This is a genomic window from Halopseudomonas sp. MFKK-1, assembly GCF_027474385.1.
Classification (GTDB): Bacteria; Pseudomonadota; Gammaproteobacteria; order Pseudomonadales; family Pseudomonadaceae; genus Halopseudomonas; species Halopseudomonas aestusnigri.
This window is the reverse complement of the sequence record NZ_CP114836.1, coordinates 954,582-980,352: the sequence shown is the minus strand read 5'-3', so window position 1 is coordinate 980,352 and position 25,771 is coordinate 954,582. Positions and strand designations below refer to the sequence as shown.

The following is a 25,771-nucleotide window of genomic DNA, read 5'->3' as shown; positions in this document are numbered from 1 at the left end:
CTGCAATCTCAGGGCAGTGCAGCAACGACCGACATCTCGACCAGAATGTCCGGCTCGCAGAGTTTGGCTTCAACGGTTGCGCGGGCTGGAGCGGTGCCGGCGGGCAGCCACTGATCCCAGACGCTGTTCATGGCCTCGAAGTCGGCGTCGATATCCTTCAGGTAGATGGTCACCGACAGAATGTTGGTCTTGTCGGTGCCGGCCTCGGCCAGCAGCGTCTCGATCTCTGCGAGGGTGCTGCGGGTCTGCTCGGCGGCGTCCTTGGCAAGGTCGTCATCGGCGGCAACCTGACCGGCAAGGTAGACCGTGTTCTGGTGAATCACGATCTGACTCATGCGGTGGTTAGTGTGCAGACGCTGGATGGCCATGGTGCTGGTGTTCCTTGTGGTTGGTATAACGGTCAAAGCTGTAATCGCCGGCGTTTAGCGCGGGCTTTTCGCCGGACAGCAGGTCGGCCAGCAGTTTGCTGGAGCCGCAGGACATGGTCCAGCCCAGGGTGCCGTGACCGGTGTTGAAATACAGGTTGCGCAGGCGGCTGGCGCCGATGATCGGCGTGCCGTCCGGGGTCATCGGGCGGAACCCGGTCCAGAAGGTGGCTTCGGCCACCTTGCCACCCTGCGGGAACAGGTCGGAGACAACCATTTCCAGTGTTGCGCGACGCTTTTCTTTCAGGGTGTCGTCAAAACCGGTCAGCTCTGCCATACCGCCCACGCGGATGCGGTCGGCGAAGCGGGTGACGGCAACCTTGTAGGTTTCATCCATGATGGTGGAAACCGGTGCCATGGCGTCGTCGGCAACCGGCAGGGTCAGCGAATAGCCCTTGACCGGATAGATCGGCAGATCGACGCCGAGCGGGCGAGCCAGCTTGGGCGAGTAGCTGCCGAGGGCCAGCACGTAGCGGTCGGCGGTCAGCACTTCGCCGTTTTCCAGGCGCACGCCGGTGATCTGCGCGCCATCGCTGAGCAGCTCGTCAATGGCGCAGTTGTAGCGGAAGTCGACGCCCAGCTCGGCTGCCTTGGCGGCAAGGCGGGTGGTGAACAGGTGGCAGTCGCCGGTCTCGTCGTTGGGCAGGCGCAGGCCACCGATGATCTTGTCGGCGCTGGCGGCCAGACCGGGCTCTACGCGCACGCAGCCCTCACGGTCGAGGACTTCGTAAGGCACCCCGCAGCGTTCGAGCACGGCGATGTCCTGGGCGGCGGCGTCCATCTGCTTCTGGGTACGGAATACCTGCAGGGTGCCCAGCTCGCGGTGTTCGTAGTCGACGCCGCTGTCGGTGCGCAGGTCCATCAGGCAGTCGCGGCTGTATTCCGCCAGGCGCATCATGCGTTCCTTGTTGATCGCATAACGGGCTTCGGTGCAGTTGGCCAGCATCTGCACCATCCAGCGGTACTGGTGCGGGTCGCTGGTCGGGCGGATGGACAGCGGCGGGTGCTTGGCCAGCATCCACTTGATCGCCTTGAACGGCACGCCCGGCGCAGCCCATGGGGCGGAGTAGCCGGGGGAGATCATGCCGGCGTTGCCGAAGCTGGTTTCCAGCCCGGCACCCGGCTGGCGATCAACCACGGTGACCTGATGGCCGGCGCGGGCCAAGTACCAGGCGCTGGTAACGCCAATGACGCCACTACCGAGGATGAGAACCTGCATGACATTGCTCCCGGAAAATTTCCTGTGAATTTGCCCTTGGGCGATATCGCTATTCTATGGCAAGTGATCTGGGCTGATTTTTCGTTTATTTTGCGTGTTACAGAGCAAGATCCTTTTGCGAATACGTTTTTCAGGGGTATTTCATGAAAACAAGAAAGGCCTCCAGTCGCGAGCTGGATCGGATTGACCGGCACATCCTGCAATTGCTGCAGGAAGAGGGGCGGATGTCCTATGTGGAGCTGGGCGAGCGGGTGGGGTTGTCGACCACTCCGTGCATGGAGCGGGTGAAGCGGCTGGAGCGGGAGAAGTTCATCCTTGGCTACGGTGCCCGGCTCAACCCGCACAAGCTGCAGGCGAACCTGCTGGTGTTCGTGGAGATCAGCCTCTACTCCAAGTCTGCCGACATCTTCGACGACTTTCGCCGCGCCGCGATCAAGCTGCCGCATGTGCTGGAGTGTCATCTGGTATCGGGTGACTTCGATTACCTGATCAAGGCGCGCATTTCCGAAATGGCGTCCTATCGCAAGCTGCTGGGCGACATCCTGCTGCGTCTGCCGGGTGTGCGGGAGTCGAAAAGCTACATTGTCATGGAAGAGTTGAAGGAGACGCTGGCGCTGCCGATTCCCGATGCAGACTGAGCGGGATTGTCGGGCCGGCGGTATCTGGTTATGCTGGGCGTCAATTTTTATTTACGCTGTTTCACGATTTCAAACGCCAACGACCGCTAACGGATAGCCCCATGCTGCGCAGTTCAACCCATACCCACGAGCACGCTCCTTCGTATTACGCCGCGACCACCAACCAGCAGCTCGGGCTGCCGGTCCTGCAGGGGGAGGAGCAGGCCGACGTCTGCATCGTTGGCGGTGGCTTTACCGGCGTCAACACCGCGCTGGAACTGGCCGAACGCGGGCTGTCGGTGGTGCTGCTGGAGGGGCATCAGATCGGCTGGGGCGCCAGTGGCCGTAATGGTGGTCAGCTGATTCGCGGCGTTGGTCACGATGTTGACCGGTTCGAAAAGCAGATTGGCGCAGACGGCGTACGCAACCTCAAGCTGATGGGCATCGAGGCGGTCGAAATCGTCACCCAGCGGGTGGCACGTTTCAACATCGACTGCGATCTGACCATGGGCTACTGCGATCTGGCCAACAAGCCGGCGCACATGGAGGGCTTTCTCGCCGACCGCGAGGAGCTCAAGTCGCTAGGCTATCGTCACGATATGACTATCATCGAGCGTGATCAGCTGCATACCGTGGTCGGCTCCGACCGCTACATCGGCGGCATGACCGACATGGGCTCAGGCCACCTGCACCCGCTCAATCTGGTGCTGGGTGAAGCGGCGGCAGCGCGGCAGCTGGGTGCGCGCCTGTTCGAGCATTCGCCGGTCACCCGCATTGACTATGGCGACACCCTGACCGTGCATACCGCAACTGGGCGGGTACGGGCCAAACAGCTGGTGCTGGGCTGCAATGCCTATATGGGACAACTGAATCCGAAACTCGGCGGCACCGTGATTCCGGCCGGCAGTTACGTGATTGCCACCGAACCGCTGGGCGAGGAACGCGCGCGCAGCCTGATCCCGCAGAATATGGCGTTGTGTGACCAGCGCGTTGCGCTGGATTACTACCGCCTCTCCGCCGATCACCGTCTGCTGTTCGGCGGTGCCTGTCACTACTCTGGCCGCGACCCGGCAGACGTAGCGGCCTACATGCGGCCGAAAATGCTCAAGGTGTTTCCGCAGCTGGCGGATGTGAAAATCGAGTACCAGTGGGGCGGCATGATTGGCATCGGCGCCAACCGTCTGCCGCAGATCGGGCGCCTCGATGACCAGCCGAACGTGTTCTACGCCCAGGCCTACTCTGGCCACGGCGTCAACGCCACCCACCTGGCCGCGCGGCTGTTGGCGGAGGCCATTACTGCCCAAGCTGGCAGCGGCTTCGATATCTTTGCCAAGGTGCCGCATATGGCCTTCCCGGGCGGTCAGCGCTTCCGCGCGCCGCTGCTGGCGATGGGCATGTTGTGGGAGCGGACGAAAGAGCTGTTTTAGCCCCGCGCGCTTGGGCGCGCGGGGAGCTGCAAGCTACAAGCTAAACAAGCGTGAGCTGGCAGCAAAGTCGTGCGCTGCGGGGTTTTACTTGCGGCTTGAGGCTTGCGGCTTGTCGCTCGGGTTTAGGTCGATCAACCCCCACGGCAGTTCGGCCACCTTGGCTGGGTGAGCGCTGAGGTCGATCAGGTCGCCGTTGGCGGGTATCAGCCCGCCCAGTCCCAGCTCGCGTCCCAGCGCCATGTGTGCCTGCTGGTGGTAGCGCTCGCCGTGTACGGGGAGCAGGTGGCGGGCCTTCAGCCAGCTGTAGAGCTGGCGCAGGTCGTCTTGTGGCGGGTGGCCAGAGGCGTGCACATCGGGTTGCATGTCGTCGTCGATCAGTTCGACGCCCTGCTCTTTCAGACCCTGCTTGATGCGCTCCAGTGCCAGTTCGTTGCCGGGAATCAGGCGCGAGGAGAAAATCACCGTGTCGCCCGGCTCCAGGCTCAGCTGCGGATGGCTGCCGGCGGCCAGCCGGCCGAGCGCGGCCCCGGGTTCACCCTGGCTGCCGGTGCAGACCCAGAGCTGCTGCTCGCGCGGCAGATGGCCCAGTTCCCATGGCCCGATGTAACCGGGACGCCCAGGCAGATAGCCCTGGGCGCGGCCAATGCTGTGCATGTGGGTCAGGCTGCGGCCGAGCAGCGCGGCGTAGCGGCCGCAATCGAAGGCAATGTCTGCCAGACTGTGCAGGCGCGCCAGGTTGCTGGCAAAGCAGGTGACGATGACTCGCTGGCGGCAGGGCCGAATGGCGTCCTGCAGGCCATTTTGCACCGTGGCTTCGGAGCGACTGGCGCCGGGTACCGGGGCGTTGGTCGAGTCGCCGATGATGACATCAATGCCGGCTCGGCCCAGTTGCTGTAAGCGGGCCTGCGCGGTCAGCTCGCCAACGACCGGATGATTGTCCAGCTTCCAGTCGCCGCTGTGGTACAGGCGCTTGCCGGCAACCTCCAGCACGATGGCGTGCGACTCGGGGATCGAGTGGGTGACCGGAATCCATTCGGCCTGAAAGGCGCCGATGCCGATGGGCTCCAGCGGGCGTATTTCCTGCAGGCGCGGCCAGGTCAGGCCGGGATCAAGCTTGGCGCGAATCAGCTGGGCGGCAAAGGGGCTGGCGTAAATCGGACAATCCAGCGCACGCCACAGGTGCGGAATGGCGCCGATGTGATCTTCATGCCCGTGGGTAATCAGCAGCGCCGACAGCTTGATGTCGTGCCGCTCCAGTGCGGACAGGCTTGGCACCGAAACACTGTTGCGCCCGCTGGGTGTCGGATTCAGGGCAAAGCCGCAGTCCACCGCAATCCATTCGCCACCCGAGCCGTACAGATAAAAGTTCGCCCCGAACATGCCAGCGCCGCCGAGGGCCACAAACCAGGGGCCGGGTTGGCGGTGGAGTTGATCGAAGCGGGCGCGCATTGGGAAGCCTTATATCGGTTGTGAAGCGGGAACTGACAGCTTCAAGCCTCAAGCTTTAAGCTGCAAGTAAAAACCGTGTGGTGTTGAATCGTGCGGGTTTTACTTGCAGCAACAGGCGGCAGTATAGGTGAGCCGAAAACAGTTGCTGGGTCTGCGGCCGAGCGCATCCTGATTTTGCTTGCCGCTTGCCGCTTGCCGCTTGCCGCTTGCCGCTGCTTTTAGCCAAAAAACCAATAACACACCCCAATGGCTGTAAGCATGCCGGCCAGGTCGGCCAGCAGGGCACAGCCGAGGGCGTGGCGCACGCGGCTGATGCCGACCGCGCCAAAGTAGACCGCCAGCACATAGAACGTAGTCTCGGTGCTGCCCTGAAAGGTCGCGGCCAATTGGGCGGCGAAGCTGTCGACTCCGAAGGTGTTCATGGTCTCGATCATCATCGCGCGTGAACCGCTGCCCGAGAGTGGCTTGATGAACGCGGTGGGCAGTGCGTCGATAAAGCGAGTGTCCCAGCCAAGCCCCTCTACCAGCCAGCGGATACCATCGAGCAGTGCGTCGAGCACGCCGCTGGCACGCAAGACGCCAACGGCGACCAGCATGGCGACCAGAAATGGCAGCAGCGAGATGGAGACCTCGAAACCCTGCTTGGCCCCCTCGATAAAGCTGTCGTACACGTTGACCTTGCGTAGCGCTGCAATCAGCAAAAAGGCGATGACGATGCCGAACAGGGTGAGATTGCCCACCAGGGTCGAGGTCGCGGCCAGTGCTTCAGCCGACAATCCGGCGAGTATCGTCAGCAGCAACCCAAGCGCTGCTGCACCGGCGGCCAGATAGGCCAGCACTACAGGGTCCCAGAGTTTCAGCCGCTGGATCAGGGCAACGCTGAGCAGGCCAACCAGGCTGGAGGCGCTGGTTGCCAGCAGAATCGGCAGAAATACTTCGGTCGGATCGCTGGCGCCCTGCTGGGCGCGGTACATAAAGATGGTGACTGGCAGCAGGGTGAGCGATGAGGTGTTCAGCACCATGAACAGGATCTGCGCGTTGCTCGCCGTATCCTTGCTGGGATTCAGGCTTTGCAGAGAGTGCATGGCCTTGAGGCCGATGGGGGTGGCGGCGTTGTCCAGCCCCAGCACGTTGGCGGCAAAGTTCATGGTGATATGACCGAGGGCGGGATGCCCGCTGGGCACCTCGGGCATCAGTCGGCGGAACAGTGGATCAAGCAGGCGCGCCATGACGGCAATCAGGCCAGCGCGTTCGGCAATCTGCAAAAAGCCCAGCCACAGGGTCATGGTGCCGACCAGCACCAGAACGATCTCGACGCTGAGGCGTGCCATATCGAACAGTGCGGCGACCAGCCGGCTGAATACCTCCGCGTCACCCAGCCCCAGCCATTGCCAGAGCGCGGCGGCGAAGGCACTGAGGAAAAAACCAAGCCAGATCCAGTTGAGCATGGGCCTGTCAGTCCCCGCTGGCGCTGCAGGGGGGCAGGCGCGGAGGCAGGCTGTTGGCGTCCGGGTCGAACCACTGTGGCGCCGACTGGTTCAGCAGGATGCTGGCCTGGCCCGGTACCAGCGCGGCCAGAATGGCGGCGGTTTCGCTGTCGGGTAGACCGTCGAAGCGGGCGGGGCGAAAACGCATCTGGAACGCCGCAATCACGTTGCGGGTTGCCTCATCCAGTTCGCCATGCAACGGAGCGTCGTAGCCCCAGTCGTGCAGGGCGTTCTGGAACCAGCTGATAGTCGGTATACGCCCGCCCAGCCAGTGCTGCATGACGCGTTGACGCTGAGGGTCTGGGCCGACGGCGACGCCGGCGTCGATCAGTTGCTGCCAGGGGAAAAGCGGCCCCGGATCGACCTTGCGCTGGGGAGCGATATCACTGTGTCCGAGCACATTTTCCGGGCTAATGCCGTGGCGTTGCTGGATGTCGCGCAGCAGCCGAATCAGCGCCTCAATCTGACGCGGATCCCAGGGCGGCCACTGGCGACAGCTTGCCTGGTCGATATAGCCCGGGTGTACCAGCTCAATGCCGATCGAGCTGCTGTTGAGCCAGGTTCTGCCGCGCCAGCTGCTTTCTCCTGCGTGCCACGCCCGACGGTTCTCGTCGACCAGCCGGTAGATAACCGGATCATGGTCGCTGATCAGATAGTGGCTGCTGACGTCCTTCTCGGTCAGGGTATGCAGCGAGCGCTCGAACCCGGACGAGGTGTAGTGCAGGACGATATATTGGCTGCGACTGTCCTGGCTGCGAGCCTGATAGCGGTCATCAATAATGAGTGCCGGGCTGCACGCGTTGAGCAGCGCCGCGCAGAAGAACAGCAGGGTAAGGCGCAGGGCATGGCTCATGGTGAATCGGCGGCGACTATCCGGTTGCGGCCGGCTTCCTTGGCCTGGTACATGGCTCGGTCTGCGCGCTCGAAGGTGCTGTCCAGAGTGTCGCCTTCGCGGAACTCGGTGAAACCGATGGAGATGGTCACCGGCACCGGTTCGTTCTTGAAGTGGAACGGGGCGTGTTCAATCCCGTTGCGCAGCTCTTCCAGTGCGGTGGCTCCCTGCTCAGGCGTGACGCCCGGCATCAGGATGACAAACTCCTCACCACCAAAGCGGCCGATGAAGTCGGTCTTGCGCAGTCGCCGCGAGAGTTGCTGGGCAATCAGTCGCAATACCTTGTCGCCTGCCAGATGGCCGAAACGGTCGTTGATCGACTTGAAGTGATCCACGTCCAGCACCACCAGCAGCAACCGGCCGCCATAGCGTTGCCAGCGCTCGTGTTCCTCTTCCATGCGGCGCTGCAGTCCGGCGCGATTGGCCAGCCCGGTCAGGCTATCGATCATGGCCTGGCGGCGCTGCTCCTCCAGGTGGCGGCGGAAGGTCTGCGCTTCTACCTCCATCACCTGAATGCGCTCGACCATGGTGGTGAGCTGTTGCGAAACCTTGTTATCACGTTCCTCGCGCAGTTCACGGGCGCGGTCGATGTTTTCCAGCAGGGAGTTGAGTCGCAACTCCACATTGGCCTTGAGTGAGCTCAAATCGTCTGCGTCGCGCACGTTCTCATTGAGGTCGGCGACCTGGTTGCGAATATCGCCGGCCAGTTCCCGTTCCGCCTCAAGTGAGCCGTTGTAGTTGGTGTGTGCTTGCTCAAGATTGCCCTGGAACTGGCTAAGACGCTGGTTCAACTGCTGCAGATAGCCCTCAAACTCCGCCTGGCGACTCTGCTGGGCACCCAGTATCAAGCCGGTCAGGCTGTCGAGCAGCGCAGCCAGTTCATACCAGTTGAGCCCGCGACTGACCTGCTCACGCAGGCGGTCGCGAATGGTCTGCTGGACTTCTATCACCTGCAGCTCGTTAAGCAGGTTCAGCAGGATAGACTCTATATGGGCGGCGACCTGGGAGAAGCTCTGTTGTTCTCCGCTGATCACACCTGTGATGGCCGGTTGCTCTGGCTCGACAGGCCCGGCCTGATCATCTTCATGATGCGCGAGTTGTTCGCTCGCCTCAGGCAGAGGGTCCGCCTGGCTGGGTTCATTGTCAGCGCGGCGTTCACCGCGACCGAACAGACGCCCCCACAGGCCGGCGGTTTCTGCTTCCGGCTCGGACTGGAGGATCTCGCCCTGCAGTTGCTGAAGGTCTCCAAGAATGCTGTCGAGCTGGCGTGGCAGCTCACCCAGATCAGTCAGACGGCGACCGAGCGTGCGCAGTGCCTTGGCTGCGTCCTTCGGCGGTTCGCTGTCCTGCAGTTGTTCGATGATGGTCTGCAGGCTTTTGGCGATATTGCTGGCGCGCTCCTGACGTTTCTGGTCAGCGGTGAGCACGGCATGTTCCAGCTTGGGCAGCAGGTCGGCCAGCATGCTGGGTGGTGCATCCGCCCGCAGGGCACGACGCAACTCGTTCAGGCGCTTGTCCAGCAGGGGGTCGATGCCTGATGCGGCAATACTGACGCGAACCAACCCTCGCTTGAGCAGTTCCGTCTGCTCGCCGGGCTCAACAGTCTGGCAAGAGCCTTCGGCGATAGGGTGGATATCCGGCATGGGTGCTCCAAGGATTGGTGTCTCAGAGATTATAGGTGATGCAGATGTTCTGACTAGCCTTTACATAGGGGGGAAGGCAATTTGATATGCATGGCAACCGGCAGGTGGTCGGAAATGGCATGTGGCAGCACATCAACCTGCTCAACGCTGAGGCTGGGGCTAACGAGAATGTGGTCAAGTACACGCGCCGGCTTCCAGCTGGGATAGGTGCCGGGCAGGTCGGGGGCCTGGAGGTCTGCCCCTTTCAGTGGCGAGTGCTGCAGCAGATCTTCGGCGTGGGTGTTCATGTCGCCCATCAGGACGACGTGGCGGTGATCGGCGATGCGTTCGCGTACGTAGGCGAGCTGGTTGGCGCGGCCCTTGGTGCTCAGTGCCAGATGCATCATGACCACCAGCAATGACTCCTCGCCCTGGCCGAACTGGGTCAGGATGGCGCCGCGGCCCGGCAGAATGCCCGGCAGCTTGTGGTCTTCCAGCAGGTCCGGCGCATAGCGGCTCAGGAGCCCGTTGGAGTGCTGGGCGAAGCGGCCAAGATTGCGGTTCAATTGCTGGTACCAGTAAGGGAAACCGCTTTCCCTGGCCAGATGCTCAACCTGATTGACGAAGCCTGAGCGCAGGCTTCCGCCGTCGACCTCCTGCAGGGCAACAAGGTCAAACTCGTTGAGCAGCTGGGCGACCTTGCCCAGCTGGTGCTGACGGCTGGCGCTGGGCAGCAGATGCTGCCAGCTGCGGGTCAGGTAGTGATGATACTTCTGTGTGTTGATGCCGACCTGAATGTTGAAGCTCAACAGGCGGAGTATTTCCGGTAGTGGGCGCTGCTCTGTCTGGCACTGGCTGTTGATCCGCAGTTCACCCGGCGCCATATGGCCCCGGGTGGTGCGGGTCGAGCTGATGTTGCCGACGGACAGCATCATTTAGCCCTGCTTGGCCTGGCGCTCCTGCTCGACCAGGTACTCGGCAATTTTCAGCATGTTCTCGAAGGTACCGGCCATCCTGCCTTCGATGCGGTACTTGCCATTGACGATCAGGCAGGGAACGCCGGTAGCGCGGTAGTCGCGGGCAAGGCGCCCGGCCTGATCGAGGCGGCTTTTCACGCCGAAGGACGACCAGGCGCGCTCGAATTCTTCGTTGCTGACGCCGTAGGGGGCAAGAAACTCAGCCATTGCTTCGGTGTTCTGCAGCGGGTTTTTTTCACGATGGATAGCGTTAAACACCGCGTTGTGGGTTTCTTCCAGCTTGCCGAGGCTGTCCAGGGTGTAGAACAGTTGGCCGTGGGTATTCCAGGCTCCACCGAACATCGCAGGCACCGGACGGAAGTTGACGTCTTCCGGCAGTGTCTTGGACCAGGCATCGATGGTTGGCTGGAAGGCATAGCAGTGTGAACAGCCATACCAGAACAGTTCAGCTACTTCGATTTTGTCAGGATCCTGGGTGGGCGCCGGAGTTGGCAGAACGACGTAGTGGACGCCTTCCTGGTAGGTAGTCTCTTGAGCCTGGGCCAGTGCAAAGCTGCCGAGCAGCCAGATCAGGGCAACGCTGAACAACACACGCATGTAGTTCTCCATTACGGGGTAGTGACAGATTTCAGACCCGACAGTAGAGCAAAGATTCCGCGATTACCAGACGTAACTGTGGCGCGGTATTACCGTAGTAAAGCGCGCATGCAAAAAGGGGTAGCCGATGGCTACCCCTTTTCATTGCAACAGTGCGCGCGCTTAACGCAGGCCCTGGATATAGCTGGCAACAGCCTCGATATCCTTGTTGCTGAGGCGGCTGGCAACGGTGCGCATGATCATGCTGTCGCCGTCGTTGGTACGGTTGCCTTCGCGGAAGTCGGTCAGCTGTTTGGCAGTGTAAGCCGCGTGCTGGCCAGCCAGGTGCGGGTAGGCTGCCGGAGCGTTACCCTGACCGGTCGGGGAGTGGCAGCCGGTGCACGCAGGCAGGCCGGTTTCCAGGTTGCCGCCACGGAAGATTTCTTCGCCACGGGCTGCCAGCGCCGGATCAGCAACTCCAAGGGTGCCGGTCTGGGAGGCGTAATAGGCAGCCAGATCAGCCATGTCCTGTTCGCTCATGCCGTCAAGAATGCCGGTCATCTCGATGACGTTGCGACGGCCTTCCTTGATGTCGGTGATCTGCTTGAGCAGGTAGCGCTCGCCCTGACCGGCCAGTTTCGGGAAGTTTGGTGCAGCGCTGTTGCCGTCTGCTCCGTGGCAGGCGCCGCAAACGGCAGCCTTGGCCTGGCCAGCTTCAGCATTGCCCTCAACAGCGTGCGCACCAGTGGCGACGCCCAGGGTCAACGCCAGACTAACGAGTAATTTATTCATCGGCTAATCCAATAACGGCTAAAAGAAAACGGTTGGCAGTGCCTGCAGTCCGGCCTTAATGACCGCGTTATCAAGGGCAGGCAGCCGTGATTGTTTGCCCCATGCTAGCCGCGCGCTGCGCAGGGTGCAATGGCTGAAATGCCGCACCCCGGGTCGCACCTGCGGCGCTTCTGGGTTCTCGGGCTGACCGACCATCACCCTGCGCCTGGGCGCGGGTCAATTGGTCAGTGCTTCCCATAACCGCGGCATTATATACTAAGCCTGCCGCAAACGTGAATGTCATCAGTGCCCGGCTTTGGTATGTCGGCCCAAACGGAAATCCCATGTCCTCGAGTACTCCACTTGTTTCTCTCTGCCAGCAGGCCACCTTTATCAAAAGCGCCAGTCTGGTTACCCAGTGCCCGCCTGATATCGGTCTGGAAGTGGCCTTTGCCGGACGCTCCAACGCCGGCAAGTCCAGCGCGCTCAATACGCTGACCCACGCCCGACTGGCGCGGACCTCCAAAACGCCTGGCCGCACGCAATTGATCAACTTCTTTCGGCTGGATGATGAGCGACGGCTGGTGGACCTGCCCGGTTACGGCTACGCCAAGGTGCCACTGGAATTGAAGGCGCACTGGCAACAGCATCTGGACGCCTATCTCACCGGCCGTCGCAGTCTGGCGGGCCTGGTGCTGGTCATGGATCTGCGTCATCCCCTGTCGGATTTCGACTGCATGATGCTGGAATGGGCTCGCAAGAGTGGCATCCCGGCCCATGTACTGCTGAGCAAGGCGGACAAGCTGGCCTATGGTGCGGCCAAGAACGAGCTGCTCAAGGTGCAGGCGAGAATGCGCAAGGAGCTGCGTTCCGATGCCACAGTGCAGCTGTTTTCATCGCCCAAGCGCCAGGGGGTTGAGCAGGCGCATGAGGTGCTGGCTGGCTGGCTGTTCCCGCCGGAGGCAGAGGCTGGGCAGGAAGAGTTGGAGTCCTGATTCTCCGGAGTTGGCAAAAAAAACGTAAAAAAAACCCCGAGCTTCTATGGGGAGGGAGGCTCGGGGTTCAACTAACCGGGCTGTGCTAGGAAAGGGAGTGCCCGGTTTTTCTGCCAACACTAAATCACATCTAAGGAGCATGAATGGCTCTCAAGCCGTTCATAAGCTCTGACCGGGCAGGTTCGGGATAAGTTCAAAAAAATTTTTAGATGGGTTGGTTATGAAAACGGCAGCGCTTAGGCGCTGCCGTTTTCAGCCGCAAGCCGCAAGCCGCAAGCCGCAAGCCGCAAGCCGCAAGCCGCAAGCCGCAAGCCACTCGGTAGTGAGTGATAGGGTTTAGCTTGAAGCTTGAAGCTTGCGGCTCGGCCCAAAGGGCCGCCCTTAGTGCGCTTCGTCCCAGTTGTTGCCCACGCCGACCTCGACCACCAGCGGTACGTCCAGGTCTGCGGCCTGGCCCATGCGCTCCTTGAGTCCCTGGCTGACGGCCTCAATCTGGTCTTCGCGCACTTCCAGCACCAGTTCGTCGTGGACCTGCATGATCACACGGGCGTCCAGCGCGCTGTCGTCAAGCCATTGGGCGACCTTGATCATGGCGCGCTTGATGATATCGGCAGCGGTGCCTTGCATCGGTGCGTTGATCGCGGTGCGCTCGGCAGCCTTGCGCATGGCCTGGTTCTTGGCATGAATTTCCGGCAGGTACAGGCGGCGACCGAACAGGGTTTCGACGTAGCCCTGCTCGCTGGCCTGCTCGCGGGTGCGTTCCATATAGCTCAGCACGCCCGGGTAGCGGGTGAAGTAGCGGTCAATGTAAGCCTGCGCCTGCTTGCGATCGACACCGATCTGTTTGGCCAGACCAAAGGCACTCATGCCGTAGATCAGGCCGAAGTTGATGGCCTTGGCGCTGCGGCGCTGGTCGGTGGTGACCTCCTCCAGGTCCACGCCGAATACCTCGGCAGCGGTTGCGCGGTGCACATCGAGATCATGGCGGAAGGCGTCCAGTAGACCGGCATCTTGTGCCAGATGCGCCATGATCCGCAGCTCGATCTGCGAGTAGTCCGCCGCCAGCAGTTTGTAGCCCTTTGGCGCGATAAAGGCCTGGCGAATGCGGCGGCCTTCGGCGGTGCGGATCGGGATGTTCTGCAGGTTCGGATCAGAGGACGACAGGCGACCCGTTGCCGCCACCGCCTGATGATAGGAGGTATGGATGCGTCCGGTACGCGGGTTGATCTGCTCCGGCAGGCGGTCGGTGTAGGTGCTCTTGAGTTTGCTGACGCTGCGGTACTGCATGATCACCTGCGGCAGCTCGAAGCCTTGCTCGGCCAGTTCTGCAAGCACCGCCTCGGCGGTCGATGGCTGGCCCTTGGCGGTTTTCGACAGCACCGGCAGGCCCTGCTTTTCATACAGGATGGCGCCCAGTTGCTTGGGTGAGCCGAGGTTGAACTCCTCGCCGGCCAGCTCGAATGCCTGACGCTCCAGAGCGACCATTTTCTCGCCCAACTCGATGCTCTGTTCGCCGAGCAGCTTGGCGTCAACCAGCGCACCGTTGCGTTCGATGCCAGCCAGGACCGGCATCAGCGGCATTTCGATTTCCTGCAGGACCTTGGCCAGCGATGGCTGTGGCTGCAGTTTGGCCCACAGGGCCTGGTGCAGGCGCAGGGTCACGTCGGCGTCTTCGGCGGCGTAGGGGCCGGCCTGTTCCAGTGCGATCTGATCAAAGGTCAGTTGCTTGCTGCCCTTGCCGGCGATGTCTTCGAACTTGATGGTGCTCTGGCCCAGATACTTGAGCGAGAGGCTGTCCATGTCGTGGCGGGTAGCGGTGGCATCGAGCACATAGGATTCGAGCATGGTATCGAAGGCGACGCCCTGCACGCGGATATCGTAATGGGCCAGCACATTGATGTCGTACTTGGCGTGCTGCGCGACCTTGGCCTTGTTCGGATCTTCCAGATATGGCTTGAGCGCCGCCAGCACCGCGTTGCGGTCGAGCTGATCGGGAACGCCCATATAGCTGTGGGCGACCGGGATATAGGCGGCTTCGTTGGCTTCGACCGCCAGCGATACACCGACCAGTTCGGCGCGCTGGGCATCGATGCTGGTGGTTTCGGTGTCAAAGGCGAACAGCTCGGCGTTCTCGAGCTTGTCGAGCCAGCGATCGAAATCGGCCTGTTCGGTGATGATCTCGTAGCGTTTCTCGGTTTCCGCGTTGTCGTCGTCAGCGCCATCGGCACTCGGGTCAGCCTTGGCTTCGCGCAACAGGTCGTCCAGCCAGGTCTTGAACTCCATCTCGCGGTACAGCGCGATCAACGTATCGCGGTCAACTTCGCCCGGCATCAGGGCATCGACCTTTACCTCCAGCTCAACGTCCAGTTTGATCGTTGCCAACTGATAGGAGAGGTAGGCCATCTCCTTGTGTTCCTGCAGCTTCTCGGGCAGCTTCTTGGCGCCGCGAATCGGCAGCTCGGGCACCTTGTCGAGACTGTTGTAGATGACGTCCAGGCCGCCGCCGACACCGGTCAGCAGGCCGAGCGCGGTTTTTTCGCCGACGCCGGGCACTCCGGGGATGTTGTCGACCTTGTCGCCCATCAGCGCCAGGTAGTCGATGATCAGCTCCGGCCCGATGCCGAATTTGTCGTGTACGCCCTGAATATCCATCACCGTATTGGTCATGGTGTTGACCAGCGTGATGTGCTCATCGACCAGTTGGGCCATGTCCTTGTCGCCGGTGGAGATCACGACCTCCCGGCCGGCGTCGGCGCTCTGCCTGGCCAGGGTGCCGATCACGTCGTCAGCCTCTACGCCGTCCACGCACAGCAGCGGCAGGCCGAGCGCGCGCACCGCCGCGTGCAGGGGCTCGATCTGGGCACGCAGGTCGTCGGGCATGGGCGGGCGATGTGACTTGTACTGCTCGAACATCTCGTCGCGGAAGGTCGGGCCCTTGGCGTCGAAAACCACGGCAAAGGGGCTTTTCGGGTACTGCTTGCGCAAACTCTTGAGCATGTTCAGAACGCCCTTGACCGCGCCGGTGGGCTGGCCCTTGCTGGTGGTCAGCGGCGGCAGGGCATGGAAGGCGCGATAAAGGTAGGACGAGCCGTCCACAAGAACGAGGGGGGTAGTGTCTGTCATGCGTCAGGTCAACATTTCGAAGGCCAATGGGGCTAGAATGAGTGCATCATTCATGCAAAGGACAAGACTATCATGATTCGCAAACTTGGCTTTGGATTGGCCGCGTTCCTGATGTTGGGCAGTGTTTCGGTCATGGCGCAGGACGCAGTTCCCACCGAACCCGAGGTCACCATCCGTCAGGAAGGCGATCGTACCGTTGAGGAGTACCGGGTCAACGGCTTTCTCTATGCCATCAAGGTAACCCCCAAGACCGGCGCGCCCTATTATCTGGTGGCGGTGGATGAGGACGGCAACTACGTGCGTTCCGACCAGCCCAATGGCCTGCGTATTCCGTCGTGGAAAATCTTCGAGTGGTGAGCTGAGGCATGTCGGTTTTTACGCCGGTCAGTCGCGAGCAACTGGATGCCTTTCTTGACGGGTTTGAGGTCGGTCGGCTGATCGACGTTCAGGGCATTGAGGGCGGCAGCGAGAACAGCAACTTCTTCGTCAGCTGCACCGGCGGCGAGTTTGTGCTTACCCTGGTCGAGCGCGGCGATCCGCAAGGCCTGCCGTTTATCGTCGAATTGCTCGACTGCTTGCACCGGGCCGAGTTGTCGGTGCCCTATGCGGTCACCGATCGGCAGGGCGTGGCATTGCATCAGTTGAACGGTAAGCCCGCCATGCTACAGCCACGGCTGGCCGGTCGGCATGTCGAGCGGCCGGATGCGGCGCATTGCGAGGCGGTCGGACGCTGGCTGGCACAAATGCATGCAGCCACGGCCGCCAGTTCGCTGGAACGAACCAGTGAGCGCGGGCTGGCATGGATGCAGGATCATCTCCCACGGCTGTCTGCCCGGCAGTCTGCCGATCTGGAGAGCCTGTTGCAGGCGCTGCTGGATCGGATCGTTGCCTGGCGGCAGCAGTCGCCCGATCTGCCCCGTGCGGTGCTGCATGCCGACTTGTTCCGTGACAACGTCATGTTTGACGGCCATCACCTGAGCGGGGTGATCGATTTCTACAACGCCGCCAGTGGCTGGGCGCTCTACGACGTGGCCATTGCGGTGAACGACTGGTGTCTGGATGAAACCGGCGGACTGGAGCCACGCCTCACTCGCAATCTACTTGCGGGCTATGCCTCCCTGCGACGCTTTACCCCGGCCGAACAGGAGTGCTGGCCGGACATGTTGCGGCTGGCTGCGCTGCGCTTCTGGCTGTCGCGACATATCGCTGCGGAGCAGCATGCCGGGCAGCCCGGCGTCCTGGTCAAGGACCCGGAGCACTTTCTGCAGCTGCTGCGGCGGCATCAGCAGGTGGGTATCGGCTTGCCGCTTGCGCTTTAGCCGCCGCTCGGGTGAACCGCGCAGCGGTCGCGGGGTCACAGCGCAGTAGTGTCTACTGCCTCTTAACCCTGTTGCGGAGTGTCTGCTGAATGCTGACCGCCCACCTGCCGTCCGGCTACGTACTCTCCAGCTATCTGCTGGAGCGGTTACGGCGAGCGCCCGCAAAGGCATCCTGGCTGCTTGCGGCGGGTGTGCTGGGTGGCATCGCGCCCGACTTCGATATGCTCTATTTCCACTTCGTGGATATGGGCATGAAGCACCACCATCGCTATCCCAGCCACTGGCCGTTGCTGTGGCTCTGTCTATTGGCTGTTGCGCTGCTTTGGACGCGGTGTCGACGACGTGCGCCGGGTGGCTGGTTACTGCTGGCCTTCAGCCTGGGCGGAATGCTGCATGTGCTGCTTGATACCCTGGCGGGCGACATCTGGTGGCTGGCACCCTTTGTTGACCAGCGTTACTCACTGGTCACCGTCACGGCGCGCTACAAACCCTGGTGGCTGAACTTTGTCATTCACTGGGTATTTCTGGTTGAGCTGGCGATCTGGGGATGGGCGTTGTGGCGCTGGCGCACCAGGCGGCGCTGGATGTCTTCGGCAAACGGGCCCGTTGCTGGGCCCTGAGATGTTGCTGAATCAGAACATCCAGCCGGTCGGGTTCGGGTGCGCCTGTTGGCTGTCCAGCGCCTTCATGCCTTTGATGCAGCGGACAATCAGCCATACCATCCAGAACAGCAGGACCAGCCAGCCGATCACAACGATAGACAGGAGCGCGCCAATCAGGATGTACAGCGCACCGATCCAGAAAGTGCGGATCTGGAACTGGTAATGGCTCTTGAGCCAGTCCGGTGCGCCGTCCTTGTTGACGTAGGCCAGGACCACGCCAATGATGCCGGTGATACCAATAACCAGGCCCACAAGGTAGAGGATGTAGACGATTTTGGCGGAGCCGGTGTCGGTAGAGGAGTTGGGGACAGTTGTGTCAGTCATGCGTGCTTCCTTGTTGCCTGCTGTTGTTGATGTTTACTGCGTGTGTGCCGATCGCGGTTTCTGGTGCTGCGATCAGCGGGTTACGGTCCAGCCAGCGTCTGTTTCTGCCAGGGTGATGCTGGAGCGCTGAACATTGCGACCAATGAGGGGCGCGGTAAGGTCAACCTCCACATCGCAGCGGTAAACGTCGTCGCGCACCTCATCGCAGCCATGCAGCGTTACGTCGTGGATTTCGGTGCGCATGGCGTTTGCCATGTCCGCGCCAACCATGCTGGTGACAGCGCTGTTGGTCTGCTCCAGTTCCTTCTCCATCATGGCCTGGATATCGCCCTCCGAGGGCCCGCCGGAGCATGCGGTCAGGGTGATGGCGCTGACGGCCAGAAAAAGATGCTTCGTAGTGGTGAGCATGCAGGTTGTCCTTAACGTGGCGGGCGGGAACTAGTATGACCAACTGTTCAGGGCGGATGCCCCGATCAGGTGTGTGCTTGAGCAGGGGATGAGCAGGTCAGTGGCGGTACCTGCAAACTTCAGGGGCGGCTGAAATCGCATCTGATGTCCTTATCATCTTGCTCCGGGTAGAGCGTTAATTTCATGGCGTTTGGCGCGCGACATCGATGCGAGTCGCAGGTGCTGGCAGCCTCTGGGTCGAATTTGTCAGCAAGTCTGTCGGCAAGGTTAAGGCATTTTGATATTGCAGGTCTACAAATTGGCGTCAGCAAATTGCCTTTTGTCTGCACATGGACCGAACGCCGTGTCAGGGTATGGCGTTCGGTTTGTTTCGAAGCGGCGTCAGAGCTCAGAGTTTCGTCAGGCAGCCGGCCAGGTGGTCTGTGAGGTTGGTCAGTAATGTGACATAGCCGTCCGCACCAACTGCAATGTCGGCGCCCAGAGGATCAAGCTGGGCGGTTTCGACCGGCAGGCCTTCGGTCAGGCTGGCAATCAGCCGCGGGGTGAACTGGGGTTCGCTGAATACGCAGGCGCGGCCCGCGCTGCGCAGGTCTTCACGCAGCTCGTTGACGTGCCGTGCGCCCGGCTGGATCTCGTGGGCCAGACTGAATACGCCGCGGTGTTCGATGCCGAGGTATTCCTCCAGATAGCCGTAACCATCGTGGAAGACGAAGTAGGGCTTGTTCTTGAGCGGGGCGAAGCGTGTGCGTAGTTGCGCCTGCAAGGCACTGAGCTGTTGCTCGAACCGATGCAGGTTGGCGTCCAGACGAGCTTCCTGTTCCGGGTAGAGCGGTGCCAGGTCGGTCTTCATCCAGCGTGCCAGCGTCAATGCGTTGTCGGGTGACAGCCAGATGTGCGGGTCGAGGCTGTTGGCGTCGTGATCGTGGCTGTGGTGGTCGTCGGCGTGTTCCTCGTCGAATTCGCGTAGGGTGAGATTGGCAACCGCCATCAGTTCGCGGGCCCGGGCATTGTCGTGCAGCAGGCTGTCAAGGAAGCGCTCAAGGTCGGGGCCTATCCAGTAAATACGCTCCGCCTCGGCAAGGGCGCGGCGATCGGAAGGTCTGAGTGCGAAGGCGTGTGGTGATACGCCCGGTGGCAGCAGTACTGCGGGCTCGTCGATACCGTCGAGCAGAGCGGCTGTGATCTGCTGGATTGGCTTGATGCTGGTCAGAATGCGGCTGTCTGCCATTGACGGAAAAGACAGCAGCAGGCCGGCTGCCAGGGCCAGCAGGAAACGGATCGACATGGGGGAATACCTCGGGAAGCAGAGTTGTTATATGATAACAGGTCATTGACCTCTGAAAAGTCCCGCTTGTCATTCGACTGCGGTACGCAGCCAGCGAGGCGTCAGCATGAGCGACTCCACTACCCTTCCCGATCCGCAGCAGCCGCACAACCACGCGCATTGTGTCAGTCATGCACTGAGTGCAGCCGAACAGGTGTGCGCCCGTGACGGCGTGCGTTTCACCGCCTTGCGCAAGCGTGTGCTTGAGCTGGTTTGGCAAAGCCATAAGCCCCTGGGTGCTTACGATATTCTGGAAACCCTGTCACGCGACGATGGTCGCCGTGCGGCGCCGCCGACGGTTTACCGGGCGCTGGACTTTCTGCAGGAGCAGGGGCTGGTGCATCGAATTGCCTCGCTCAATGCCTTCATCGGCTGCCCGAGTCCGGAGCACCGCCATCAGGGCCATTTTCTGATCTGCCTTAACTGCCATATTGCCATCGAACTGGAGGAAGCCGGGATCAGTGATGCCATCGCGGCAGCTGCCACAACCCACGGCTTTTCTGTCAGCAGTGAAACGGTCGAAATCAGCGGGCTGTGTGCCCAGTGTCAGGCGGCAGCATGAGCGACGAGCTGCTGTCTCTCGGCAACGTCAGTCTGCGGCTGAATGCAACCGACGTGCTGGAGGGTGTGAACCTGAGCGTCAGGCGCGGCGAGATCGTTACCCTGATCGGTCCCAATGGTGCCGGCAAGACCAGCCTGGTACGGATTGTACTCGGCCTGCTCAAGGCGAGTGGCGGCAAGGTCTGGCGCCAGCCGCGCCTGCGCATCGGCTATATGCCGCAGAAGCTGCAGATCGATCCGTCGCTGCCATTGACGGTACTGCGTTTTCTACTGCTGGTGCCGGGTACCAGGCGCCCGGCAGTCGAGGCGGCGCTGGCCGAAGTCGGCGCCGAGCACCTGATCGCACGGCCGCTGCAGCAGGTGTCCGGTGGCGAGCTGCAACGCATTCTGCTGGCGCGGGCCCTGTTGCGCCAGCCCGATCTGCTGGTGCTCGATGAGCCGGTACAGGGCGTCGACGTCAATGGTCAGATCGAGCTGTATCAACTCATTACCCGGCTGCGTGATCGCTACGGCTGCGGCGTGCTGATGGTCTCCCATGATCTGCATCTGGTCATGGCCACCACCAACACGGTGGTATGCCTCAATCGTCATGTCTGCTGCTCGGGCCATCCCGAGCAGGTTAGCCTGGATCCGGCGTTTGTTGCCATGTTTGGCGAGCAGGCCAGCGCGCTGGCGGTCTACAACCACCATCACGACCACGCCCATGACCTGCACGGCGAAGTCGTACCCCACGAACACAGCCACGGACCTGACTGCAAGCATGCCTGATTTTCTTGTTTACGCGCTGTTGGCCGGTCTGGCGCTGGCGCTGGTAGCCGGTCCGCTGGGTTCCTTTGTGGTCTGGCGGCGGATGGCCTATTTCGGCGATACGCTTTCGCACTCGGCGCTGCTGGGTGTGGCGCTCGGCATGTTGCTGGACATTAACCTGACGCTGGCGGTGACGGCGGGCTGCGTTCTGATCGCGGTACTGCTGGTGGCGTTGCAGCACAAGGAGTGGCTCGCCAGCGATACCCTGCTGGGGATTCTCGCGCACAGTACCCTGTCACTCGGACTGGTGGTGCTGGCGCTGACCGAAAACGTGCGGGTCGACCTCATGGCCTACCTGTTCGGAGACCTTCTGGCGATCACGGCGACGGACTTGGCCTGGATGCTCGGCGGGCTGCTGATCGTGCTGGTGCTGATGAGCATGCTCTGGCGCAGCCTGCTGTCGATTACCGTTCACGAGGAGCTGGCACGGGTAGAAGGCTTGCCGGTAACGGCGATTCGGCTCGCCTTGATGTTGCTGATCGCCATCGTCATTGCGGTGGCGATGAAGGTGGTGGGCGTACTGCTGATCACCTCGTTGCTGATTATTCCGCCAGCGGCGGCCCAGCGTCATGCCCGAACACCGGAGCAGATGGCGCTGGGTGCCAGTGTGCTGGGCATGCTGGCGGTACTCGGTGGGCTGGCGTTGTCCTGGCAGCTGGATACCCCGGCGGGTCCCTCCATCGTGGTCTGCGCGGCTGGCATGTTCATGCTGGCGCTGGCGATTCCTCGCCGCGCCTGAGCGGCTTCTATTCGGCGCCGATGATCCGAGGTAGCCACTGGGCCAGCTTTTCGGTGTTCAGTGGCGGGCGGATAAAGCCGACGTAGCGGCCGTTCGGGTCGACGATGACGACCTGGCCGCTGTGATCGACCAGGTAATTTTCGCTGCTGGTGTCCGGTTCGATATAGGCAATCGACAGGGCCTTGGCCAGTGTTGCCAGTTGCTCGGACTCGCCGGTTGCGCCAGCGAAGCCGGCGCTGAAGAAGTTCAGATAGGTCGTGATCTGTTCTGGTGTGTCGCGGTTGGGATCAACGCTGACAAAGGTGACCTGCAATTGGCTGCGAGTGGCCTCGGGCAGTTTCTGCATCAATTGGCGCAATTCGGCCAGTGTGGTCGGGCAGATGTCCGGACAGAAGGTATAGCCAAAGAACAGCAAATCCCACTGGCCGGTCAGGTTATCCCGTCCCCAGGGCTGGTCTGCTGCGGATCGCAGGCTGACATCGGGTATGGGGCGGGGGCTGTCGAACAGATAGATGCCCGCTTCCTGCAGCGCTGTGCGATCCAGCGGCGCCGGTTGCGTCACCTTGTTGACGACTGCTCCCACTACCAGCGCAATGCTGGCCACACATACCAGTACGGTTTTCTGTACCCCGGTCAAAGCCATCCAGCCACCTCGATATAGTGGTCCAGCAACAGGGCTACAAACAGCCACAGCAGGTACCACAGTGAATACTTGAAGGTCTTGATGGCCGCGTGCGGACGGCTGTCACGCAGCAGGGCGACAGCCCAGTCGATAAAGCGCAGGCCCAGCGCCACCGCGGCCACCAGATAGAGCGGGCCGCTCATGTGGATCACGAACGGCAACAGGCTCACAGCGAGCAGGATAAAGGTATACAGCAGAATGTGCAGCTTGGTGTAGTGCTCGCCGTGGGTAACCGGCAGCATCGGGATGTCGACCTTGGCATATTCTGCCTTGCGGTGGATGGCCAGCGCCCAGAAGTGCGGGGGTGTCCAGGCGAAGATGATCAACACCAGCAGCAGACCTTCGGCCTGAATCTGTCCGGTGACGGCGGTCCAGCCAAGCAGCGGCGGTGCTGCGCCGGCGACGCCGCCAATGACGATGTTCTGCGGCGTTGCGCGCTTGAGAAAGGCCGTGTAAATCAGCGCATAGCCGAGCAGCGACGCCAGTGTCAGCAGCGCCGTGAGCGTGTTGGTCCATGACAGCAGGACCGCCAGTCCGGCGCTGCCGAGCAGGATGGCGAACAGCACCGCGTTCAGCGGTTCGACGCGGCCTTGCGCCAGTGGGCGCCGCTGGGTGCGGGCCATATGAATGTCAATCCGGCGGTCGACCACATGGTTGATCGCCGCTGCCGACCCTGCGCACAGGGCAATGCCGAGGTTGCCCAGCAGCAGCGTGCTCCAGGGCACCGCCTGCTCGCTGGCCAGCAGCATGCCGATGGCCGAGGTGATGATCATCAAAGCCACCACCTTCGGCTTGGTCAGCTCCAGATAGTCGCGCCAGCCGGCTCGGACCGGCACCGCTTGAGAGAGGCTCGCCATGGTCTGTTCCCCCTGTCGGTGCGTGCTGCGCACCTGTGTTGTTGTGTCTGGAGTATGGATGCCTCAGGCGTGACTCGCCAGTGAACGGCGTGGTCGTGCGTCCAGTCGGACCCGCACCGTTGCCGGCGCACGCACGCGATAGTTGACGGCCAGTGTGCACAGCAGCAGGAGTGCTGCCATGCCGTTATGCGCGACAGCCACCGCCAACGGCAGCGCTGCCAGTACGTTGGTGATGCCCAGGCCGACCTGGGCAGTCAGTGCCAGGCACAGCAGCAGCGCCAGACCGTGCAGGCGTGCGCGCCAGAGTTGCCAGCCGAGCAGCAGCACAACGAACGTGGTGAGCAATGCGCCAAGGCGGTGGGTGAAATGGATCGCTGTCCGCCCCGGGCCTTCCAGCATGCCGCCCAGGTAGTTCGGGCCGATCTCCTGATGCAGCAGGTTGAAGCCGGTGTGGAAGTCCATCTCCGGCCACCATTCCCCGTGGCAGGTCGGCAGGTCGATGCAGGCCACCGCGGCATAGTTTGTGCTGGTCCAGCCGCCGAGCATGATTTGCAGGATCACCACCGCAAGTGCAAAGCGCGCCAGCAGGCGCAGTCTGGTGAGCGAGCGGGTGGGATGGAGTGCCGGTAGCCGGCCCGACAGGCGCAGTACCAGCAGCAACAGCAGGCTCAGGGTCGCGAAGCCGCCTAGCAGATGGGCTGTGACGACCTGCGGCCAGAGCTTGAGGGTCACGGTCCACATGCCGAACAGTGCCTGGCAGACGACAAGGGCAAGCAGCCCGACACACAGGCCGGTCGGGTAGCCGGGGTCGCGGCGCTGTCGGATACCAATCACGGCCAGGCCCAGAATCAGCAAGCCGAGGGTGCCGGCTGCGTAGCGGTGAATCATCTCCGCCCAGGCCTTGAAGGCTTCGACCGGGTCGTCCGGGAAGCGCAGCTGCGCCGTTTCCAGCGCATGATCGCTTTGCGGTACGGTCAGAAAGCCGTAGCAGCCTGGCCAGTCCGGGCAGCCGAGTCCGGCGTGTACCAGCCGGGTGTAAGCGCCAAGGATGACGACGATAAAGCACAGCAGGAGCCCTGCCAGTGCCAGGTTGTAGCCAGGTTTGCGCATGGCTCAGCCCACCTTCGAGAGTTTCAGCAGACGCTTGAGGTCATCAAGCAGGTCTTTGCCTGGCTGACCGGCACTGTGATGCAGCACCACACGGCCGAGTGGGTCGACCAGCCAGAGCTGCGGGCCGATCAGCCAGCTGTCTGGCTGGGTCTGCAGGCTGTGAAGATAGGCATTGCTGTCGAAGCGTGTACGCTGCAGGCGCGGAAATTCGGTTTCCAGCCGGGCCAGTTCATCGTCGCGCAGGGCGACCGGCGAGGCCAGTACATGCTCGACGCGGCCCGCCTCGCGGCCGACGGCCACATTGATCTGCCGGGCTTCGTGGATCAGCGCCATGCATTCGCGTTCGCAGGCGCCGGTGTGGGTAACCAGCAGCCGCCAGGGCCCGCCATAGCCGACGGGCTCCAGCGCCAGTTGCCAGTCGCTGACCTGAATGGCCGGCTCGACCAGGGCGGATTTGTTTGAATGTGCCTGCGGCACACCGATGCCGAAGTGCGCCATCAGCGCGGCGATCAGAATGGGTACGACCACGACACCGATGACGGCGAGCAGCTTTAGCTGGCCGCGTGGGCGTTGCCGGGTCCGGTCAGGCTCGGTCAGGCTCATCATTATTATTCCCCCGATGGTCGGGCCGGAAACCGGCCCAGATAAACAAAGCGATCAGCGCCGCAGCGAGGCTGAACCACTGGACGGCATACCCGGTATGTCGGCTTGCGCTCATCGGCAGCGCTGGCCAGTCGAGTTGCAGTGCTGCCGATGAACCGTCCCCGGTCAAGCGGACGCTCCAGTCCTGCAGCGCAATACCGGACTGCAGGCGCAAGGCTGTCAGGTCAAGCTGGGCTACCACGCAGTTGGCAGTGCCAGCTGCGCAACGCCGGCTACCCGGGCGCCAGCCGGTGCCGTTGCCTGGCAGCTTCTCTGCCAGCAGCTGCAGTTCTCCCGACGGCGTCTCGATCTGCGGCGTCTGACGGCGGTCCGGCCAGGGCAGCCAGCCGCGGTTAACCAGCAACCATTGGCCACTGGTGTCCTGAAAGGCCTGCAACACTTCTACCCCGGCTCGGCCGTCGCGGGTGCGATTGTCGAGCAGCCATGTGTGCCGAGCCTCCAGCTGCCCGCGCAGAATCAGCGGTTGCCAGTCAGACGGCCGCGTTTGCGCGAACGCAGACAGTGGCATCGCCGGGGTTTGATGCAGTGCGTCAATCGACGCCTGCATCTGCTGCTTTTCCCCCGCGCGCTGCAGCTGCCAGCTGCCGAGCGCGAGCAGTGCCGGCAGCAGGGTCAGCGTGAGCACCCACAGCGGCCAGCCAGGCGCAAAGCGGCGGCCACTGCGGCTGGAATCAGCGAGCAGCATGGTGCGCCCTCGCTATACTTGAGCCCAACATAACAACAGGAAGGGGACGC

General features: G+C 62.2%; 27 protein-coding genes. 9 read left to right on the top strand and 18 right to left on the bottom strand.

What is annotated here, in order from left to right; genetic code table 11:
• Positions 1-8: 8 nt before the first annotated feature.
• Together O5O48_RS04420 and O5O48_RS04415 are read right to left on the bottom strand one after the other, a co-directional pair.
• Complete coding sequence (locus tag O5O48_RS04420) at positions 9-368, bottom strand: RidA family protein (RefSeq protein WP_269688257.1); 360 nt, start codon at positions 366-368, stop codon at positions 9-11.
• The gene (locus O5O48_RS04415) at positions 343-1,644 is read right to left on the bottom strand and encodes a D-amino acid dehydrogenase (protein WP_269688256.1); all 1,302 of its coding nucleotides are present in this window, start codon (positions 1,642-1,644) and stop codon (positions 343-345) included. The genes O5O48_RS04420 and O5O48_RS04415 overlap by 26 nt, the downstream gene beginning before the upstream one ends.
• A 143-nt stretch (positions 1,645-1,787) precedes the next feature.
• Here O5O48_RS04415 and O5O48_RS04410 point away from each other — a divergent pair, with 143 nt between their 5' ends.
• Both O5O48_RS04410 and O5O48_RS04405 read left to right on the top strand, forming a co-directional pair.
• Positions 1,788-2,282: an Lrp/AsnC ligand binding domain-containing protein gene (locus tag O5O48_RS04410; protein ID WP_088276904.1), complete on the top strand. Its 495-nt coding sequence runs from the start codon at positions 1,788-1,790 to the stop codon at positions 2,280-2,282.
• A gap of 101 nt (positions 2,283-2,383) precedes the next feature.
• Entirely contained in the window at positions 2,384-3,688 is a 1,305-nt protein-coding gene (locus tag O5O48_RS04405) for an NAD(P)/FAD-dependent oxidoreductase (protein ID WP_269688255.1), read from the top strand.
• 84 nt (positions 3,689-3,772) lie between these two features.
• On the opposite strand, the gene O5O48_RS04400 is transcribed toward O5O48_RS04405, so the two are convergent.
• The 7 genes from O5O48_RS04400 to O5O48_RS04370 form a co-directional block, all read right to left on the bottom strand.
• Positions 3,773-5,137 carry a ribonuclease J gene (locus O5O48_RS04400; RefSeq protein ID WP_269688254.1) on the bottom strand — a complete coding sequence of 455 codons (1,365 nt, stop codon included), beginning with the start codon at positions 5,135-5,137 and terminating at the stop codon, positions 3,773-3,775.
• 218 nt (positions 5,138-5,355) lie between these two features.
• Complete coding sequence (locus tag O5O48_RS04395; RefSeq protein WP_269688253.1) at positions 5,356-6,585, bottom strand: nucleoside recognition domain-containing protein; 1,230 nt, start codon at positions 6,583-6,585, stop codon at positions 5,356-5,358.
• Between the two features lie 7 nt (positions 6,586-6,592).
• Positions 6,593-7,477, bottom strand: coding sequence for an N-acetylmuramoyl-L-alanine amidase (locus O5O48_RS04390; RefSeq protein ID WP_269688252.1), 885 nt, complete (start codon positions 7,475-7,477; stop codon positions 6,593-6,595).
• Positions 7,474-9,159 carry a GGDEF domain-containing protein gene (locus tag O5O48_RS04385; protein ID WP_269688251.1) on the bottom strand — a complete coding sequence of 562 codons (1,686 nt, stop codon included), beginning with the start codon at positions 9,157-9,159 and terminating at the stop codon, positions 7,474-7,476. Before O5O48_RS04385 ends, O5O48_RS04390 begins: the two co-directional genes overlap by 4 nt.
• Before the next feature lie 53 nt (positions 9,160-9,212).
• On the bottom strand, positions 9,213-10,022 hold the full coding sequence (locus tag O5O48_RS04380; protein ID WP_088277045.1) for an endonuclease/exonuclease/phosphatase family protein: 810 nt from the start codon (positions 10,020-10,022) through the stop codon (positions 9,213-9,215).
• Between the two features lie 51 nt (positions 10,023-10,073).
• A complete protein-coding gene (locus O5O48_RS04375) occupies positions 10,074-10,712 on the bottom strand; it encodes a thiol:disulfide interchange protein DsbA/DsbL (protein ID WP_233048701.1) in 639 nt (212 codons plus the stop codon).
• A gap of 162 nt (positions 10,713-10,874) precedes the next feature.
• Positions 10,875-11,483, bottom strand: a complete 609-nt coding sequence (locus tag O5O48_RS04370; protein ID WP_088276918.1) for a c-type cytochrome — start codon at positions 11,481-11,483, stop codon at positions 10,875-10,877.
• A gap of 323 nt (positions 11,484-11,806) precedes the next feature.
• Here O5O48_RS04370 and yihA point away from each other — a divergent pair, with 323 nt between their 5' ends.
• The gene (yihA, locus tag O5O48_RS04365; RefSeq protein ID WP_228245613.1) at positions 11,807-12,457 is read left to right on the top strand and encodes a ribosome biogenesis GTP-binding protein YihA/YsxC; all 651 of its coding nucleotides are present in this window, start codon (positions 11,807-11,809) and stop codon (positions 12,455-12,457) included.
• 381 nt (positions 12,458-12,838) lie between these two features.
• On the opposite strand, the gene polA is transcribed toward yihA, so the two are convergent.
• Positions 12,839-15,580, bottom strand: coding sequence for a DNA polymerase I (gene polA, locus O5O48_RS04360; protein WP_228245614.1), 2,742 nt, complete (start codon positions 15,578-15,580; stop codon positions 12,839-12,841).
• A 72-nt stretch (positions 15,581-15,652) separates the two neighbouring features.
• On the opposite strand from polA, the gene O5O48_RS04355 reads away from it, so the two are divergent.
• From O5O48_RS04355 to O5O48_RS04345, 3 genes are all read left to right on the top strand, one after another.
• The gene (locus tag O5O48_RS04355; protein WP_088276924.1) at positions 15,653-15,937 is read left to right on the top strand and encodes a DUF2782 domain-containing protein; all 285 of its coding nucleotides are present in this window, start codon (positions 15,653-15,655) and stop codon (positions 15,935-15,937) included.
• Between the two features lie 8 nt (positions 15,938-15,945).
• Positions 15,946-16,899, top strand: a complete 954-nt coding sequence (locus tag O5O48_RS04350) for a homoserine kinase (protein ID WP_233048704.1) — start codon at positions 15,946-15,948, stop codon at positions 16,897-16,899.
• Positions 16,900-16,988: 89 nt separating this feature from the next.
• Entirely contained in the window at positions 16,989-17,519 is a 531-nt protein-coding gene (locus O5O48_RS04345) for a metal-dependent hydrolase (RefSeq protein WP_233048705.1), read from the top strand.
• A gap of 12 nt (positions 17,520-17,531) precedes the next feature.
• On the opposite strand, the gene O5O48_RS04340 is transcribed toward O5O48_RS04345, so the two are convergent.
• The 3 genes from O5O48_RS04340 to O5O48_RS04330 all read right to left on the bottom strand — a co-directional run bounded on the left by O5O48_RS04340 (position 17,532) and on the right by O5O48_RS04330 (position 19,578).
• Entirely contained in the window at positions 17,532-17,885 is a 354-nt protein-coding gene (locus tag O5O48_RS04340; RefSeq protein WP_269688250.1) for a DUF4870 family protein, read from the bottom strand.
• Between the two features lie 72 nt (positions 17,886-17,957).
• Positions 17,958-18,293, bottom strand: coding sequence for a hypothetical protein (locus tag O5O48_RS04335; protein ID WP_233048707.1), 336 nt, complete (start codon positions 18,291-18,293; stop codon positions 17,958-17,960).
• A 388-nt stretch (positions 18,294-18,681) separates the two neighbouring features.
• Entirely contained in the window at positions 18,682-19,578 is an 897-nt protein-coding gene (locus O5O48_RS04330; protein ID WP_233048708.1) for a zinc ABC transporter substrate-binding protein, read from the bottom strand.
• Between the two features lie 106 nt (positions 19,579-19,684).
• Between O5O48_RS04330 and O5O48_RS04325 the strand changes: the two genes are divergently transcribed.
• From O5O48_RS04325 to znuB, 3 genes are read left to right on the top strand one after another with little or no spacing between them, the layout of a single operon-like run.
• Positions 19,685-20,179, top strand: coding sequence for a Fur family transcriptional regulator (locus O5O48_RS04325; protein ID WP_088276936.1), 495 nt, complete (start codon positions 19,685-19,687; stop codon positions 20,177-20,179).
• Positions 20,176-20,946 (top strand): zinc ABC transporter ATP-binding protein ZnuC, encoded by a 771-nt coding sequence (gene znuC, locus O5O48_RS04320; RefSeq protein WP_088276938.1) that lies wholly within the window; start codon positions 20,176-20,178, stop codon positions 20,944-20,946. The genes O5O48_RS04325 and znuC overlap by 4 nt, the downstream gene beginning before the upstream one ends.
• On the top strand, positions 20,939-21,724 hold the full coding sequence (gene znuB / locus O5O48_RS04315; RefSeq protein WP_269688249.1) for a zinc ABC transporter permease subunit ZnuB: 786 nt from the start codon (positions 20,939-20,941) through the stop codon (positions 21,722-21,724). Before znuC ends, znuB begins: the two co-directional genes overlap by 8 nt.
• A 7-nt stretch (positions 21,725-21,731) precedes the next feature.
• On the opposite strand, the gene O5O48_RS04310 is transcribed toward znuB, so the two are convergent.
• The 5 genes from O5O48_RS04310 to O5O48_RS04290 all read right to left on the bottom strand — a co-directional run bounded on the left by O5O48_RS04310 (position 21,732) and on the right by O5O48_RS04290 (position 25,721).
• Positions 21,732-22,361, bottom strand: a complete 630-nt coding sequence (locus O5O48_RS04310; protein WP_233049916.1) for an SCO family protein — start codon at positions 22,359-22,361, stop codon at positions 21,732-21,734.
• Positions 22,358-23,263: a heme o synthase gene (gene cyoE / locus O5O48_RS04305; protein ID WP_269688248.1), complete on the bottom strand. Its 906-nt coding sequence runs from the start codon at positions 23,261-23,263 to the stop codon at positions 22,358-22,360. Before cyoE ends, O5O48_RS04310 begins: the two co-directional genes overlap by 4 nt.
• Before the next feature lie 63 nt (positions 23,264-23,326).
• A complete protein-coding gene (locus tag O5O48_RS04300; protein WP_269688247.1) occupies positions 23,327-24,373 on the bottom strand; it encodes a COX15/CtaA family protein in 1,047 nt (348 codons plus the stop codon).
• A 3-nt stretch (positions 24,374-24,376) separates the two neighbouring features.
• Positions 24,377-24,976 (bottom strand): hypothetical protein, encoded by a 600-nt coding sequence (locus tag O5O48_RS04295; protein ID WP_269688246.1) that lies wholly within the window; start codon positions 24,974-24,976, stop codon positions 24,377-24,379.
• Positions 24,957-25,721, bottom strand: a complete 765-nt coding sequence (locus O5O48_RS04290; RefSeq protein ID WP_269688245.1) for an SURF1 family protein — start codon at positions 25,719-25,721, stop codon at positions 24,957-24,959. The genes O5O48_RS04295 and O5O48_RS04290 overlap by 20 nt, the downstream gene beginning before the upstream one ends.
• Between the last annotated feature and the right edge of the window lie 50 nt (positions 25,722-25,771).

Bases quoted from the DNA above. Each gene is read 5' to 3' on its own strand.
- O5O48_RS04370 (WP_088276918.1), bottom strand. From the start codon at position 11,483: ATGAATAAATTACTCGTTAGTCTGGCGTTGACCCTGGGCGTCGCCACT.
- O5O48_RS04420 (WP_269688257.1), bottom strand. From the start codon at position 368: ATGGCCATCCAGCGTCTGCACACTAACCACCGCATGAGTCAGATCGTG.
- O5O48_RS04355 (WP_088276924.1), top strand. From the start codon at position 15,653: ATGATTCGCAAACTTGGCTTTGGATTGGCCGCGTTCCTGATGTTGGGC.
- O5O48_RS04300 (WP_269688247.1), bottom strand. From the start codon at position 24,373: ATGCGCAAACCTGGCTACAACCTGGCACTGGCAGGGCTCCTGCTGTGC.
- O5O48_RS04415 (WP_269688256.1), bottom strand. From the start codon at position 1,644: ATGCAGGTTCTCATCCTCGGTAGTGGCGTCATTGGCGTTACCAGCGCC.
- O5O48_RS04380 (WP_088277045.1), bottom strand. From the start codon at position 10,022: ATGGCGCCGGGTGAACTGCGGATCAACAGCCAGTGCCAGACAGAGCAG.
- O5O48_RS04340 (WP_269688250.1), bottom strand. From the start codon at position 17,885: ATGACTGACACAACTGTCCCCAACTCCTCTACCGACACCGGCTCCGCC.
- O5O48_RS04390 (WP_269688252.1), bottom strand. From the start codon at position 7,477: ATGAGCCATGCCCTGCGCCTTACCCTGCTGTTCTTCTGCGCGGCGCTG.
- O5O48_RS04335 (WP_233048707.1), bottom strand. From the start codon at position 18,293: ATGCTCACCACTACGAAGCATCTTTTTCTGGCCGTCAGCGCCATCACC.
- O5O48_RS04410 (WP_088276904.1), top strand. From the start codon at position 1,788: ATGAAAACAAGAAAGGCCTCCAGTCGCGAGCTGGATCGGATTGACCGG.
- O5O48_RS04295 (WP_269688246.1), bottom strand. From the start codon at position 24,976: ATGAGCCTGACCGAGCCTGACCGGACCCGGCAACGCCCACGCGGCCAG.
- O5O48_RS04400 (WP_269688254.1), bottom strand. From the start codon at position 5,137: ATGCGCGCCCGCTTCGATCAACTCCACCGCCAACCCGGCCCCTGGTTT.
- O5O48_RS04350 (WP_233048704.1), top strand. From the start codon at position 15,946: ATGTCGGTTTTTACGCCGGTCAGTCGCGAGCAACTGGATGCCTTTCTT.
- polA (WP_228245614.1), bottom strand. From the start codon at position 15,580: ATGACAGACACTACCCCCCTCGTTCTTGTGGACGGCTCGTCCTACCTT.
- O5O48_RS04405 (WP_269688255.1), top strand. From the start codon at position 2,384: ATGCTGCGCAGTTCAACCCATACCCACGAGCACGCTCCTTCGTATTAC.
- O5O48_RS04395 (WP_269688253.1), bottom strand. From the start codon at position 6,585: ATGCTCAACTGGATCTGGCTTGGTTTTTTCCTCAGTGCCTTCGCCGCC.
- O5O48_RS04290 (WP_269688245.1), bottom strand. From the start codon at position 25,721: ATGCTGCTCGCTGATTCCAGCCGCAGTGGCCGCCGCTTTGCGCCTGGC.
- znuC (WP_088276938.1), top strand. From the start codon at position 20,176: ATGAGCGACGAGCTGCTGTCTCTCGGCAACGTCAGTCTGCGGCTGAAT.
- O5O48_RS04385 (WP_269688251.1), bottom strand. From the start codon at position 9,159: ATGCCGGATATCCACCCTATCGCCGAAGGCTCTTGCCAGACTGTTGAG.
- O5O48_RS04330 (WP_233048708.1), bottom strand. From the start codon at position 19,578: ATGTCGATCCGTTTCCTGCTGGCCCTGGCAGCCGGCCTGCTGCTGTCT.
- znuB (WP_269688249.1), top strand. From the start codon at position 20,939: ATGCCTGATTTTCTTGTTTACGCGCTGTTGGCCGGTCTGGCGCTGGCG.
- O5O48_RS04375 (WP_233048701.1), bottom strand. From the start codon at position 10,712: ATGCGTGTGTTGTTCAGCGTTGCCCTGATCTGGCTGCTCGGCAGCTTT.
- yihA (WP_228245613.1), top strand. From the start codon at position 11,807: ATGTCCTCGAGTACTCCACTTGTTTCTCTCTGCCAGCAGGCCACCTTT.
- cyoE (WP_269688248.1), bottom strand. From the start codon at position 23,263: ATGGCGAGCCTCTCTCAAGCGGTGCCGGTCCGAGCCGGCTGGCGCGAC.
- O5O48_RS04325 (WP_088276936.1), top strand. From the start codon at position 19,685: ATGAGCGACTCCACTACCCTTCCCGATCCGCAGCAGCCGCACAACCAC.
- O5O48_RS04345 (WP_233048705.1), top strand. From the start codon at position 16,989: ATGCTGACCGCCCACCTGCCGTCCGGCTACGTACTCTCCAGCTATCTG.